The sequence below is a fragment of the Pontibacter sp. HSC-36F09 genome (assembly GCF_024171605.1).
In the GTDB taxonomy this organism is placed as follows: domain Bacteria; phylum Bacteroidota; class Bacteroidia; order Cytophagales; family Hymenobacteraceae; genus Pontibacter.
The window spans coordinates 38,446-51,955 of record NZ_JALKAA010000006.1 but is presented as its reverse complement, the minus strand read 5'-3'; the positions used below and the strand labels follow the sequence as shown (position 1 = coordinate 51,955).

14 protein-coding genes are annotated in these 13,510 nt (G+C 50.6%); 5 read left to right on the top strand and 9 right to left on the bottom strand.

All coding sequences use genetic code 11. The annotated features are described in order from the left end of the window. Window positions 1–45: 45 nt before the first annotated feature. The 3 genes from accC to efp all read right to left on the bottom strand — a co-directional run bounded on the left by accC (window position 46) and on the right by efp (window position 2,583). A complete protein-coding gene (gene accC / locus L1278_RS16190) occupies window positions 46–1,389 on the bottom strand; it encodes an acetyl-CoA carboxylase biotin carboxylase subunit (protein ID WP_253406063.1) in 1,344 nt (447 codons plus the stop codon). 128 nt (window positions 1,390–1,517) lie between these two features. Beyond that, a complete protein-coding gene (gene accB, locus L1278_RS16185) occupies window positions 1,518–2,015 on the bottom strand; it encodes an acetyl-CoA carboxylase biotin carboxyl carrier protein (RefSeq protein ID WP_253406062.1) in 498 nt (165 codons plus the stop codon). 4 nt (window positions 2,016–2,019) lie between these two features. Further along, window positions 2,020–2,583 carry an elongation factor P gene (gene efp, locus L1278_RS16180; RefSeq protein WP_253406061.1) on the bottom strand — a complete coding sequence of 188 codons (564 nt, stop codon included), beginning with the start codon at window positions 2,581–2,583 and terminating at the stop codon, window positions 2,020–2,022. Between the two features lie 313 nt (window positions 2,584–2,896). Here efp and L1278_RS16175 point away from each other — a divergent pair, with 313 nt between their 5' ends. Next, window positions 2,897–4,159, top strand: a complete 1,263-nt coding sequence (locus L1278_RS16175; RefSeq protein ID WP_253406060.1) for a PAS domain-containing protein — start codon at window positions 2,897–2,899, stop codon at window positions 4,157–4,159. 27 nt (window positions 4,160–4,186) lie between these two features. Further along, window positions 4,187–4,552 carry a histidine kinase gene (locus L1278_RS16170; RefSeq protein WP_253406059.1) on the top strand — a complete coding sequence of 122 codons (366 nt, stop codon included), beginning with the start codon at window positions 4,187–4,189 and terminating at the stop codon, window positions 4,550–4,552. A gap of 74 nt (window positions 4,553–4,626) precedes the next feature. On the opposite strand, the gene L1278_RS16165 is transcribed toward L1278_RS16170, so the two are convergent. The 6 genes from L1278_RS16165 to L1278_RS16140 form a co-directional block, all read right to left on the bottom strand. Then, the gene (locus L1278_RS16165; RefSeq protein WP_253406058.1) at window positions 4,627–5,625 is read right to left on the bottom strand and encodes a beta-ketoacyl-ACP synthase III; all 999 of its coding nucleotides are present in this window, start codon (window positions 5,623–5,625) and stop codon (window positions 4,627–4,629) included. A 137-nt stretch (window positions 5,626–5,762) separates the two neighbouring features. Then, complete coding sequence (gene plsX / locus L1278_RS16160; RefSeq protein ID WP_253406057.1) at window positions 5,763–6,704, bottom strand: phosphate acyltransferase PlsX; 942 nt, start codon at window positions 6,702–6,704, stop codon at window positions 5,763–5,765. A 51-nt stretch (window positions 6,705–6,755) separates the two neighbouring features. Beyond that, window positions 6,756–6,953 carry a 50S ribosomal protein L32 gene (gene rpmF, locus L1278_RS16155; protein ID WP_076666519.1) on the bottom strand — a complete coding sequence of 66 codons (198 nt, stop codon included), beginning with the start codon at window positions 6,951–6,953 and terminating at the stop codon, window positions 6,756–6,758. A gap of 54 nt (window positions 6,954–7,007) precedes the next feature. Then, the gene (locus tag L1278_RS16150; RefSeq protein ID WP_253406056.1) at window positions 7,008–7,556 is read right to left on the bottom strand and encodes a YceD family protein; all 549 of its coding nucleotides are present in this window, start codon (window positions 7,554–7,556) and stop codon (window positions 7,008–7,010) included. A gap of 66 nt (window positions 7,557–7,622) precedes the next feature. Further along, complete coding sequence (gene pdxA / locus L1278_RS16145; RefSeq protein WP_253406055.1) at window positions 7,623–8,645, bottom strand: 4-hydroxythreonine-4-phosphate dehydrogenase PdxA; 1,023 nt, start codon at window positions 8,643–8,645, stop codon at window positions 7,623–7,625. 7 nt (window positions 8,646–8,652) lie between these two features. Continuing rightward, window positions 8,653–10,086 carry a M17 family metallopeptidase gene (locus L1278_RS16140; protein ID WP_253406054.1) on the bottom strand — a complete coding sequence of 478 codons (1,434 nt, stop codon included), beginning with the start codon at window positions 10,084–10,086 and terminating at the stop codon, window positions 8,653–8,655. A gap of 159 nt (window positions 10,087–10,245) precedes the next feature. On the opposite strand from L1278_RS16140, the gene rsmA reads away from it, so the two are divergent. Genes rsmA through L1278_RS16125 form a run of 3 tightly spaced genes read left to right on the top strand, consistent with a single transcriptional unit; the run spans window position 10,246 to window position 13,340 of the window. After that, window positions 10,246–11,025: a 16S rRNA (adenine(1518)-N(6)/adenine(1519)-N(6))-dimethyltransferase RsmA gene (gene rsmA / locus L1278_RS16135; RefSeq protein WP_253406053.1), complete on the top strand. Its 780-nt coding sequence runs from the start codon at window positions 10,246–10,248 to the stop codon at window positions 11,023–11,025. Between the two features lie 4 nt (window positions 11,026–11,029). Next, a complete protein-coding gene (gene mgtE, locus L1278_RS16130; protein WP_253406052.1) occupies window positions 11,030–12,382 on the top strand; it encodes a magnesium transporter in 1,353 nt (450 codons plus the stop codon). A gap of 4 nt (window positions 12,383–12,386) precedes the next feature. After that, the gene (locus tag L1278_RS16125; RefSeq protein ID WP_253406051.1) at window positions 12,387–13,340 is read left to right on the top strand and encodes an NAD(P)-dependent oxidoreductase; all 954 of its coding nucleotides are present in this window, start codon (window positions 12,387–12,389) and stop codon (window positions 13,338–13,340) included. Window positions 13,341–13,510: the final 170 nt, after the last annotated feature.

Sequence of the window (13,510 nt, the reverse complement as noted above, 5' to 3'; positions counted from 1 at the left end):
ACCCTGTTTCGGAGTCGGTTTTCTTTCGTTTAATAAATTCGGAGCTTACAATGAGCTGAAGTCGAAGTTGTCCAGGTAAGCTGTGGTGAAGTTACCTTCCTTGAAGCCCGGGTCATCCATCAGTTTCAGGTGGAATGGCACCGTAGTTTTCACGCCTTCAATCACGAACTCGCTCAAGGCGCGCTTCATTTTCACAAGCGCCTCTTCGCGTGTCTGCGCCGTCACAATCAGCTTCGCGATCATGGAGTCGTAGTTCGACGGGATGGTATAACCAGAGTAAACGTGTGAGTCTACGCGTACACCGTGTCCGCCTGGCACATGCAGATTGGTAATCTTGCCCGGAGAAGGACGGAAACCGTTCTTCGGATCCTCCGCGTTAATGCGGCACTCGATGGCGTGCATCTTCGGGTAGTAGTTCTTGCCCGTGATACGCTCGCCGGCGGCTACCTTGATCTGCTCTTTGATCAGGTCGTAGTCAATGACCTCTTCCGTAATCGGGTGCTCTACCTGGATACGGGTGTTCATCTCCATGAAGTAGAATTCGCGGTGCTTATCTACCAGGAACTCAATCGTGCCAACACCTTCGTAGTTGATGGCTTTGGCACCCTTGATGGCCGCTTTACCCATGCGGTCGCGCAGGTCGTCAGTAATGAACGGGGAAGGAGTTTCCTCCACCAGTTTCTGGTGACGACGCTGGATAGAGCAGTCACGCTCCGAAAGGTGCGCTACCTGTCCGTGCTGGTCACCGATCAACTGGATCTCGATGTGACGCGGCTCCTCAATGTATTTCTCCAGGTATAGACCATCGTTGCCGAAAGCAGCCTTCGACTCGGTGCGGGCATCGTTCCAGGCTTTCTCGAACTCGTCCTCGTGCTTGATAATGCGCATACCACGGCCACCACCACCGGCTGTCGCCTTGATGATCACTGGGTACTTAATCTTCTTTGCCAGCTTCTTGCCCTCTTCCAGCGACTTCAACAGGCCGTCAGAACCAGGTATGGTCGGTACGCCCGCTTTTTTCATGGTGTCTTTGGCGGAGGACTTGTCGCCCATGGAGTTGATCATTTCCGGAGAGGCACCGATGAATTTGATGTTGTGCTCGGCGCAGATACGGGAGAACTCAGCATTTTCAGAAAGGAAGCCGTAACCCGGGTGAATGGCGTCGGCATTGGTGATCTCGGCAGCCGAGATCAGATTGGGCATGTTCAGGTATGACTGCGCACTTGGAGGAGGGCCAATGCATACGGCTTCATCAGCAAAACGTACGTGCAGGCTCTCCTTGTCAGCCGTAGAGTATACGGCCACCGTTTTGATGCCCATCTCCTTACAGGTACGAATGATGCGCAGGGCAATCTCGCCTCTGTTGGCGATTAGTATTTTTTTAAACATAATGTCAGTTTTGGAGATTCTGAGATTTGGAAATGTAGAGATTAGCGTGAAATTGATATAAAAATGGAGAGGGTATTGGCCATCTCCATTTTCATATCCTCACATTTTCAAATTTTCAAATCGATGAATTAGCTAGGATCTACCAGGTATAGCGGCTGGTCGTATTCCACTGGGTTGGCATTGTCCACCAACACTTTTACGATCTTGCCAGACACCTCTGACTCGATTTCATTGAAAAGCTTCATCGCTTCGATGATACAGATTACCTGTCCCTTTTTGACTTCGTCGCCTACGTTTACAAATGCTGGCTTGTCCGGGCTGGAAGAGCGATAGAATGTACCGATCATGGGTGCTTTGATGGCGATGTATTTGCTGTCGTCGCTGGCCGGCGCAGCAGCTGGGACTGCCGGAGTGGCTGGGGCGGCAGGAGCCTGAGGTAAGGCAGCCGGAGCGGCGGCAGGGGCTGCCGCGTGATGCGCAGCGCTTGCTGACTCTTTCACATAGCTCACCTTCTGGTCTGGATCGCGCTTCACCGAGATCTTGAATTCTTCTGTCTCAATGTTTACTTTATTCAAGCCAGACTTGGCGATAAAGTCAATAAGGTCCTGGATTTCTTTAGCTTTCATGTTGTTATTTTACTCGTTCTGCGTAAGAATAAGTTCGTGTGTCTACTTTGATTTTTTCGTCCTGCCCAATAAACAACGGTACCTGAATAGTGGCGCCTGTTTCTACAATAGCTGGTTTGGATGCATTGGTGGCCGTGTCGCCTTTCAGGCCCGGCTCGGTGTATGTAATGGTCAACTCCACAAAAGGAGGAATCTCGCAGGTAAGCGGGGCCTCCGTCTCGGCATGGAACAGGATTGTCACTTCCTGGCCTTCTTTCATCAGGTCAGCAAATGGTACCATTTTCTCGTCCAGGGCAACCTGCTCGAAGGTATTCATGTCCATAAAGTTGTAGCCCATGTCATCTTTGTAGATGAACTGGTGCGGGCGCTGCTCCACACGGGCAGTAGTGATCTTATGACCAGCCGAGAAAGTGTTATCTAACATTTTTCCGGTTTTGATGTTGCGCATTTTCGTTCTCACGAAAGCTGGGCCTTTGCCTGGTTTAACGTGCTGAAACTCAACAACTACATAAAGGTCGTTGTTAAATTCCATACACAGACCATTTCTGATATCAGCTGTGGTTGCCATAGTATGCTGTTGTTACGCTTGAAATTGAATGAAACGATAAAAGTATAGCGCAAATCGCTGTCTTGCAAACAAAGTTAGCTATTATACTCAAATATTGATTAAAAAGCTTAGGGCAATTCGCATGGAAAGCAAGCCGGATGTATCCTTACCACAAAGTCCGGAGTATAGCGCGACGAGTCATTTATTTTATATAAATTAGCGATTATTTTAAAAAAGGCCGTGCCAGCATAGGCGCTTTTATCCTTGTCTGCGTATGGCTGTATGCCCACAGCACCTGACCAGTGCGTTTTTTTAATGTAAATCTCTCCTTTGCATGGATTATAAGCTCATCTTTGACAACACCCCGGAAGCTATGGTACTGCTTGACCCCGATATGAAAATCGTAGGGGCCAATAAGCGGTATCTGGAAGTAACGATGCGGCAGCTGGACAATATTCTGGGCAAACATTTTTTGCTGGAAGCCTACCCAGAGCCTAATGTGCCCTATGAAGATAATCCGGTGCGGCTTTCTATTGAAGAGGCCATCCGCAAAGGCCGGAAGGTATACCTCGACGTGATACGCTATGCGATTGCCCGACCTGACGGAAGCGGCTACGACGAGCGTTGCTGGGAAGCCTCCCATACACCCATTCTGAATGAGCAGGGCGAATTGCTGTATGTGCTGCAGGAAACCAAAGATGTGACAGAGCGGGAAGAAACAAAGAAGGCTTTGCAGGACATCGAGCAGAAATTCCGGTTCATGGCAGACTCCATGCCGCAACTCATCGATGCCGATGATGCAGCTGGGGATTCGACCTATTTTAATAAGCAGTGGGAAGCCTATACAGGTATAGCGACGGAGCAGTTGATGGCGGGTGGCTGGAAAGCAGCCATTCATCCGGATGACTTGCAGAGCGCCTCTAAAGTATGGCAGCAGTCGCTCGAGAAAGGGGAGGCCAGCCAGGTGGAAATTCGCATACGCGATAAGGAAGGCGATTATCGTTGGTACCTGAGCCGCTACCTGCCCATGCGAAATGAAGATGGTGAGATCAGGATGTGGCTTGGCAGTTGCAGCGATATCCACGACATGAAGAATCTGGTGCAGGAGCTCCTCGCAAGCAACGAGCAAATGTCCGAACTGGCGGATCAAGTGCAGCTCGCTTTCCGCAAAGTCGAGAACGAGCGAATGACCCTAGAGCGTTTGATCATGCAGGCCCCGACTTTCTTCGCTATTCTGAAGGGTAAGGAACACCGTTATGAACTCGTAAACACGAAGTACCAGGAACTGTTCCCGCATGTAACCCTAATCGGTAAAACGGTGGCAGAAGCTTTGCCGGAAATTGCTGATCAGGGCTACATAGATGTACTGAATAATGTATATCAGACGGGTGAAACGTTCGAAGCCAGGGAGATTGTTGTGAAGCTCTCTACTCCGGAGGGCAAACTGGAGGATAATTACCTTACCTTTATCTTCCAGCCGCTATTTGATGAGCATACGCAAATAATTGGTATACTGGTCGCGGGTTTTAATGTGACCGATAAATATCAAATGAAGAAAAAACTGCAAGAGTTAGGTATAGCAGTAGGTGAGTTGTAGTAGCCGCAGCATTTAGGAAAGAGACACGTGAATTCAGCACAGGTAGATTTACAGCAGATCCGGATTAAACATATTCTGTTTAAGTCCAAGGTGCGCTCTGTGCTGTACGGAGGGGTGCTCGATAGCGTATTTTTCTCAGATGCAGGCCCGATCAGTCATTGGTTTCTGCAGGTTGGAAAGGAAAAGTATGGCAGTGAGCCAGAGCTTTACAGTTTACAGAAAACACACAGCGAGTTGCTGACAAACGCAAACCAGCTGTTCAGCCTCTACCGAAACGGCAGCATTGACCAGGCGCATGCGGGGATGAAGGACATAGAGAAGCTATCTGACCGTTTTCAGGAACTGCTCATGCAACTGGAGAAGCGACTTGCATTGCGAGCCGATATGGTATAAATGATCCGGAAATAAGGTCTATAAACAGGAAAAGCGGCATATTAGCCGCTTTTCCTGTTTATTATCAGAGTGAATTATTTCGAATCGTAAGCCCACTTCAAATAGATGGCGCCCCATGTAAAACCGCCACCGAATGCCGCCAGAATCAGGTTGTCACCTTTTTTCAGCTGTTTCTCATATTCCCAGAGGCAAAGTGGAATGGTGCCACTTGTTGTGTTGCCATAACGCTCGATGTTGAGCATCACTTTGTCACTGCCCACGCCCATGCGGTTAGCTGTCGCGTCGATGATGCGCTTGTTTGCCTGATGCGGAACCAGCCAGGCAACATCTTCTGCTGTCAGGTTGTTGCGCTCCATCACTTCAGCCGATACATCTGCCATACCCTTCACAGCGAACTTAAATACCTGCTGTCCTTCCTGATAAGCGTAATGCTCACGCGCCTGCACCGTTTCGATAGTAGCAGGTTTGCGGCTACCGCCCGCTTTCATATGCAGGTACTGCGCGCCAGTGCCATCAGACTTCAATACGGAGTCCTGTATTCCGTAGCCTTCTGTATTTGGCTCCAGCATCACAGCGCCGCCGCCATCACCAAAAATGATACAGGTAGCACGGTCAGTATAATCAACGATAGCAGACATCTTATCGGCTCCTACCACGATCACTTTTTTGTACTGTCCTGACTCGATGAACTTAGAGGCGGTGGCCAGCGCGAAAAGGAAACCGGAGCAGGCTGCCTGCAGGTCGTAACCGAAGGCATTTACGGCGCCTACTTCAGCCGTGATCAGGTTGGCCGTGGCCGGGAAAACCATGTCGGGGGTGGTCGTGGCGCAGATGAGGAGTTCTATTTCTTCTGCTTTGGTATTGGTTTTTTTGAGTAAGTCGAGTACTGCCGGTACTGCAATGTGTGAGGTGCCTTTGCCTTCGCCTTTCAGAATGCGCCTTTCCTTAATACCGGTTCGTGAAAGGATCCATTCATCATTGGTTTCTACCATTGTTTCCAGTTCCTTGTTCGTAAGCACGTAGTCCGGAACATAACCAGCCACTCCAGTGATCGCGGCAGTAATTTTACTCATATTGTGAAAGGTATAAGTGTTGGATATTTAAGACGGCAATATAATAAAAAAAACTTGGCACAAACCGTCATTACGCAAAAAGAGTAGTGAGACAGTTTGTGCCAGGAAATGTTTTTGGCCAGGGCCAGCGTCTTTTATTAGACGCCCGTATGCTTTTTAAATCGCTCAGACAGGTTAGTGGCTACCATTTTCTGGGCCTGCAGCACCATGTTGCAGACAGCCAGTGGGGAAGAGACACCATGTCCTATAACGGCGTTGCCATTGATACCCAGGATCGGGCTGCCGCCTACGGCCTCGTAGTTGAATTTGTCGAAAAACGGATCGTGCATGTTCTTCGCGTTGAGGATGTCGTATACAGACTCCGCCATCTTCAGGATGATATTGCCGGTATACCCGTCGCACACGATCACATCAGCTTTGTCGTTGAACATGTCGCGTCCTTCGATGTTGCCGATGAAGTTGATGTTTGGGTTAACTTTGAGGCGCTGGTGCGCTGCCTGTGTGTTGACAGTGCCTTTGCCTTCTTCTTCGCCCAGGTTCATCAACCCGACTTTCGGATTTTCGATTTCCAGTACGTATTTGGCGTAGATAGAACCAATTTCGCCGAACTGCTCCAGTACTTCAGGTTTACAGTCAGCGTTAGCACCCACATCCAGTATAATACCGAAGCCACCATTGAGCTTTGGTACCAAACCGCCGATAGATGGTCTTAATATACCTTCAACGGCTTTTACGCTGAACATGGCTCCTACCAGCATTGCTCCGGTATTGCCGGTGCTGCAAAAAGCATGTGCTTTTCCAGCCTTAAGCATACCAAAACCTACAGCAATACTGGAGTCTGGCTTCTGGGTAAGTGCTTTGGTGGGATGTTCTCCCATGTCAATTACCTGGGTGGCGTTCACCACCTTTATTACAGATCCAGTGTAACCATATTCTTTCAGCAGCTGATTCAGAATATCTTCCTTGCCAATAAGCAGGATTTCATAATCTTCTTCGAGCTGTTCTGCAGCTAACATAGCACCCTTCACGTTTGCTTCAGGTGCATAGTCGCCGCCCATAGCGTCCAGGGCGATTCTCATGTACTGGATGACGTTAAATTATACAGAACTTAAACGGAGTACAGACTTGGGTTACTGAGCGTTTGCTGTATAATTTTTGATCGCCAGTTTGCCTTTGTGGTACAGGTCGCCTTCTACCACGTAAGCATGGTGAAACAGGTGAGGAGTGTCTGTAGTAGGGCAGATTGCAATCGCTTTCTCAGAGAGTTTCTGGTGAGTTCTTCTCTTATCTCTTCTGGTCTTCGAAATCTTGCGTTTAGGATGTGCCATTTTTAGTTATAAATTTACTTGCTGTTATGTAATACTTTATTATTCTACTGCTTGTTAGTTCAGGTTTTTCAAGGCATCCCAACGCGGGTCAACGTCATCGTCGTCATCTCCACCGTTGTCATTTCCTTCACTGTCGCCCGCCTGGCGCGAAGAGTAGATCAGGATATCCCTTTCATCTTCTTCGTCCTGCTCCTCCAAAAAACGTGGGTGGAGCTTCTTCATTGGCAGCGATAAGCCAATGTAATCATACAGGTGCTGTGCCACGTTGAGCGTCTGCGTCTCAGGCGTAATCTGCCACAAGTCCTCATCCAGTTCGGTGTTTTCCTCTCCATACTTGATCAGCAGCGTCTCTTCGATATCCAGCGGCTGGTCAAATTCCTCCAGACTGCGGTCACAGGTGAGGCGCACGTGCCCTTTTATGTCAAAATGCAGCGTCAGCAGCGACTCGGTCTTATCGAGCTCTACTTTAGCCAGTAGTTTTCCCCCCAGTATGATCTCCTGCTCAAACAAAGCAAAGAATGAATCGTCTATCTCAAACTCGTAATCATGCTTTCTGTTACTGAGTTTGGCTATGCCGATTTCGTAGTCTTTAAGCTTTTTCACTACCGTGTTTTTATTGCAAGACGCAAAATTAGAACATTATTTTGACAAATAAAATAGCAGCCCGATTTATAAAACAGCCTTTTGCTCTGTCTGGCGCTTTTTTATGATGTCGCAGGCAAGGAACAGCGCTTCTCTGAAAGAGGTTTCATCGGCTGTGTGTTTGCCGGCTATGTCGTAGGCGGTACCGTGGTCCGGTGAGGTGCGCACGATCGGCAGACCGGCCGTGTAGTTCACGCCAGTCTCCATGGCGAGCGTCTTGAAAGGTATAAGCCCCTGGTCGTGGTACATGCTCAACACTGCATCGAACTGCTTATACATGCGCATGCCAAAGAAGCCGTCGGCAGGGTAGGGGCCAAATACCAGATGCCCTTTGTCTTTCAGGTGCATCACGGCCGGGCGGATGATCTCCAGTTCCTCGGTTCCCAACAATCCTTTCTCACCGGCATGCGGATTCAGGCCCAACACAGCAATCCGCGGCTTCAGAATGCCGAAATCATGGCGCAGTGATTCCTGCAGGATGGTGATCTTGCGGATGATCAGGTCGAAGTTAAGTTTGCTGGCTACCTCCTTGACAGGTATATGGCCTGTCACCGTGGCTACGCGCAGGTCGTCGGCCACGAGCAGCATCAGGCTGTCGGCCGCATCGAAGTAGGAGGTCAAAAACTCAGTATGGCCCGGGAAGCGGAACTCCTCGGACTGGATGTTGTCTTTGTCGATCGGGGCGGTTACCAGGCCGTCCAGTAAACCAGCTTTCAGGTCGCGGGAGGCGGCAAGCAGCGAGTCAAGTGAGGCCTTGCCGGATTCCGGTTTTGGTGTGCCTGGCTCTACGGCGATGTCTTCTTCCCAGCAGCTGACCAGGTTGATCTTTTTAGGTATAAGTTCCTGTGCGGAAACCACTTGCTGGTAGTGGAAATGTTCCGCACTCAGGGCTTTGCGCACCTGGTTCATAACTGCGGCAGTACCGTAGATCACGGGCGTGCAGAAATTGAGGATGCGCTGGTCTGAAAGGGTTTTGACGATGATCTCCGGGCCGATGCCGTTCGTATCGCCAATGCTGATGCCTATTTTTGCTTTGTATCTGTTGTCCATTTGTTGCTTAGTTAGCCAGAGAGCTAAGGTAGTTGTAAACCAGGCGCACGCCCGATCCGGTGGCCAGTTTGCCACGGTAAGAGTCTTCGCCCAGCAGGTAGGCCGTGCCGGCGATGTCAAAGTGCACCCACGGGTAGTCGGTGAAATACTCCAGGAACACACCCGCCGAAATAGCACCCGCCTCGGCACCGCCCAGGTTCTTGATGTCGGCTATGTCCGACTCGATGTGCTTCTTATACTCGTCCCAAAGCGGAAACTCCACAATGCGCTCATGCTCTGCCTCACCGGCTTTTTTCAAGGCTGTCATCACGTCATCGCCGGCATTGCTCATCGCCACCAGGCCTTCTTTGCCGATCGCGCGGGCCGCGGCTCCGGTCAGGGTGGCCATGTCGATCACCAGCTCAGGCTTATACTTTTGTGCAAAGCTCAGGGCATCTGCCAGGATCAGGCGGCCTTCGGCGTCGGTGTTGAGTACTTCTACTGTCATGCCGTTGTGCATAGTGAGCACGTCACCCGGCGCATAAGCCTTGCCGCCCGGACGGTTGTCGGTGGCAGGTATAAGCGCGATGACATGCAGCTGCACATTGTTTTTTGCCAGTGCGTACATGACACCGGTTACGGCAGCGGCACCGGCCATGTCGGACTTCATGAAGTCCATGGACTGTGGTGTTGGCTTCAGGCTGAGGCCACCGGTGTCGTATACCACGCCTTTACCTGCCAGCACGTAAGGTTTGGTGTTAGTAGCGCCTTCCGGCTTCCACTCTAATATATTAAAAGTAGGCGGTTCTTCGCTGCCCAGGTTCACGGCCAGTAAACCACCCATTTTAAGCGACTGAATCTGCAGTTCGTTAAACACCTGCGTCGTAAAACCGGCTTTTTCACCCAACTCTACCAGTTGCTCACTGAACTGGGTAGCTGATTGGTGGCTGTTCGGCTCGTTCACCAGGTCGCGGGTGATGGTCACGGCGTCGAGCACGTTTTGCAGCTCCATCACGTCAAACTCCGACAGGTTCTCGTCTGTCAGCACGATGGTCTGCAGCGGGCTTGGCTTGCTGTTTTTAGTCTTGTATTTCTGGAACTGGTAGTTGCTCAGGTATAGGCCCTCGGCCAGGTAGGGGCTTGCGTCCGATTTGGTAAGGTCCTGAATAGCCAGTTCCTCTATTTTGTCGGCTTTGAGCTGTTTGAGCAAGGTATAGCCGGCCTGGCGCAGGGCCTCCCGGGTGGCGTTCTGAGTTTTGCCTTCTGAGTAAACCACCACGTATACCCGCTGGGTATAGCGGTTCAGGGAAACGATCTTCGCCTCTGCTTCCAGCTGGCGTTTCAGGTAAGCGGTTTCGTCTGAGCTCAGCTCTGGGAGCGAATCCGTCTGGTCAGCCCGCACAATCAGGGCTACGTCTGTATTTTTACCTACTGATGTGTTGTATTTGAGTTGTGTTGGCATTTGTCATTCGTATCTTTGGAGCACGCAATATAGTAAGTATATGGTGTAATGCGAAAACCACGGACGCAGGTATTGTCGGCAACGGTAGCGCATCTAAATAAGGTATAACGGGTTTCCGGCGAAATTGTCTTAATCAGCCGGTGCCATAACACATAGCACGTGAGCAAAGTAAGTCCGAAAAAGCACCTGGGCCAGCACTTTCTGGTCGACCAGAACATCGCCCGCAAAATAGTGGAGCAACTGACGTTGCCCGGCGGGGTGGAGGATGTGCTGGAGATCGGCCCGGGTATGGGTGTGCTCACGCAGTATATGCTCGAGCACAAGGAGTACCGCACCACCGTACTGGACATAGACCGCGAATCCATTGCCTATCTGCAGCAGCATTTCCCGCAGTTGGGCGACCGCATCATCTCGGCTGACTTTCTGAAGACGGATTTAAGCAAGCTTTTTCCGGGCAAGTTTTCCATCATCGGCAATTTTCCTTACAACATCTCCAGCCAGATTTTTTTTAAAGTGCTGGAACACCGCGACGTGGTGCCGGAAGTGGTGTGTATGATCCAGAAAGAGGTGGCTGAGCGGTTGGCTTCGCCTCCGGGCTCCAAGGCTTATGGCATTTTGAGCGTTCTCCTGCAGGCTTTCTATACCATTGAGTATAAGTTCACAGTGCATGAAAACGTATTTCACCCGCCGCCCAAAGTGAAGTCGGGCGTCATCAGTGTGGTGCGCAACAACCGGAAGAGCCTGCCTTGCAGCGAGAAGCTTTTTTTCTCTGTCGTGAAGAACAGTTTTGGAACAAGGCGCAAAACACTGCGTAACTGCCTCAAGACTTTCAACCTCCCGCCGGAAGTTACAACGCAGCCTGTCTTTGACCAGCGGGCAGAGCAGTTGTCAGTAGAGGATTTTATAGCATTGACCCAGCTCGTAGAGCAGAACATATAATACCATGCAGGTAGAGATCACACGTGAATACATAGAACAGGTTGAAGAGGCAATAGCACGCGACGACAAGGGGTTCCTGCTGGAAACCATGACCGACATGTATCCGGCCGATATTACGACGGTACTCTACGAACTCGACACCAATGAGTCGAAGTACGTGCTGGACCTGCTGCCTCCCGAGACCGGTTCGCAGATTCTCAGTGATCTTGACTACGACATCCGCACCGATTTTCTAGCCTATTTCACCAGCCAGGAGATTGCGCGCTACGTCAACCTGATGGACTCGGATGACGCCGTGGACATCCTGAACGAGATGAACGTGCAGCGTCGCGAGGAGGTGATCGCCCTGATCGAGAACGAGGAGAAGGCGGACGACATTCTGGACCTGCTGCACTACGAAGAGGATTGCGCCGGTGGTCTGATGGCGAAAGAGCTCATCAAAGTGAACATCAACTGGCGTGTGCGGCAGTGCATCGAGGAGATTCGGCGGCAGGCCGAGGACGTGGAGCGGATCTATACCGTATATGTGGTGGATAATCGCGATATTTTGCTCGGTCGACTTGGTATCAAAACGCTCCTGCTTTCCAAAGACGACAAGCTGGTAAAAGACATTTTCAACGAGGACGTGATCTCGATCGAGTCGTTCCGGGACGAAAACGAGGTGGTGAGCGTGATGCAGAAGTACGACCTCGAGGCTATACCTGTCGTGAACATACAGGGCAAACTGCTTGGTCGTATCACCATTGACGACGTGATCGACGTAATGCAGGAGCAGGCCGAACTCAGCCGTCAGCTCATGACGGGTATCTCGGAGAATGTGGAGGAAGACGACAGCGTGTTCCGCATTTCGCGCTCCCGTATACCCTGGCTTGTGATCGGCATGGTGGGTGGCTTGCTTGCGGCTCATTTTATGGGCTTTTTTGAGGCCGACATTGCCATGCTGCCGGCGCTCGCGCTGTTTGTGCCCCTTATTACGGCCACGGGCGGTAACGTAGGTATACAGTCCTCGTCCATCATCATTCAGACGCTCTCTTCCAACGCGGTGATCTTTGAGAATTTCTCCAAGCGTCTTTTCAAGCTTATTATGGTGGCGTTTCTGAATGCCCTTATCATTTCGGCGCTTGTTTTTGGTTTTACCTATCTGTTCCGGCAGGATCTCAAGCTCTCAACCGTTGTATCAGTAGCACTGTTCTCAGTGGTCATGCTGGCCTCGCTCATGGGTACGCTGACACCGATGTTGCTCGACAAATTGGGTGTAAACCCTGCAGTTGCCGCTGGTCCGTTTATCACGACGGCAAATGACTTATTGGGTTTAGCAATTTATTTTGGTGTAGCGCATATGTTGTATGAACTGTAATAATATGGCGAAACCACGTATTCTGATCATAGACGAAGTGCACGCCAGCCTATTTCCGATGCTGGAAGGTATAGGTATAGCTTACGAGTACCGCCCGGATATCAAGCCGATCGAGGTATGCGAGGCGCTGGTGGGCTTTGAAGGACTGATCGTGCGAAGCAAAATGCGCATTACGGCCGATACCATCAAACTGGCTGACAAACTCAGGTTCGTGGGTAGAGCTGGGGCGGGACTGGACAATATTGATGCGGAAGCATTGCAGGAGAGAGGTATAGCACTTTTCGGAGCCAATGAAGGAAATCGGCAGGCGGTGGGCGAACATGCCCTGGGTATGCTTATCGGTTTAATGCGCAACATTTCGCGAGGCGACCGGCAGGTGCGCGACAAGGTATGGCTACGCGAAGAAAACAGAGGGGAGGAGATCGGCGGCAAAACGGTGGGCATTATCGGCTACGGGAATATGGGGCAAAGCTTTGCCCGTGTGCTTAGTAGTTTCGGCTGCCGCATCCTGGCATACGACCGGTTCGCTCCTGAGAAAATCTCAGCACCGGCTGAAGCTGTGTCGCTGGAGGAATTGCAGGCAGAGGCTGATATTGTGAGCCTGCATATACCTTATATACCTGAAAACCGGGCCTTTGCAGATGAAGCCTTCTTTCTGAGTTTTCAAAAGCAGTTCTGGTTCATGAACACCTCAAGGGGAGAGGTGGTGGATCAGTCGGCCCTGGTTCATTACCTGCAGATTGGTAAATTGAAAGGGGCTGCTCTGGATGTACTCGAAAACGAGAAACTGCACAGTCTGACGGAGGATCAAAGCCGGAATTTCGACTACCTGAAATCAGCTGAAAATGTGGTGCTCACCCCCCATATTGCGGGGTGGACCCATGAGTCGTATGTTAAGATAAATGAGGTATTGGTACATAAAATACAGGCCCTGCAGGAGGCAGGCAAGCTATCGTAAGAATACCCGAACAGGGCCCGGCCTACGTCGGTGCGTTTACGTATATAAGTGATACAGGCGCCTCAAACAAGTGTTTTTGGTGCCGATAAATAAGTATCGCCGAAAAATTTTGTATTAAAATAAATTTGTATATTTGCTCAAATCAGTGCCACCGGGGGAAGCCCGTGCGC

Bases quoted from the DNA above. Each gene is read 5' to 3' on its own strand.
- accC (WP_253406063.1), bottom strand. From the start codon at position 1,389: ATGTTTAAAAAAATACTAATCGCCAACAGAGGCGAGATTGCCCTGCGC.
- accB (WP_253406062.1), bottom strand. From the start codon at position 2,015: ATGAAAGCTAAAGAAATCCAGGACCTTATTGACTTTATCGCCAAGTCT.
- efp (WP_253406061.1), bottom strand. From the start codon at position 2,583: ATGGCAACCACAGCTGATATCAGAAATGGTCTGTGTATGGAATTTAAC.
- L1278_RS16175 (WP_253406060.1), top strand. From the start codon at position 2,897: ATGGATTATAAGCTCATCTTTGACAACACCCCGGAAGCTATGGTACTG.
- L1278_RS16165 (WP_253406058.1), bottom strand. From the start codon at position 5,625: ATGAGTAAAATTACTGCCGCGATCACTGGAGTGGCTGGTTATGTTCCG.
- plsX (WP_253406057.1), bottom strand. From the start codon at position 6,704: ATGAGAATCGCCCTGGACGCTATGGGCGGCGACTATGCACCTGAAGCA.
- rpmF (WP_076666519.1), bottom strand. From the start codon at position 6,953: ATGGCACATCCTAAACGCAAGATTTCGAAGACCAGAAGAGATAAGAGA.
- pdxA (WP_253406055.1), bottom strand. From the start codon at position 8,645: ATGGACAACAGATACAAAGCAAAAATAGGCATCAGCATTGGCGATACG.
- L1278_RS16140 (WP_253406054.1), bottom strand. From the start codon at position 10,086: ATGCCAACACAACTCAAATACAACACATCAGTAGGTAAAAATACAGAC.
- mgtE (WP_253406052.1), top strand. From the start codon at position 11,030: ATGCAGGTAGAGATCACACGTGAATACATAGAACAGGTTGAAGAGGCA.
- L1278_RS16125 (WP_253406051.1), top strand. From the start codon at position 12,387: ATGGCGAAACCACGTATTCTGATCATAGACGAAGTGCACGCCAGCCTA.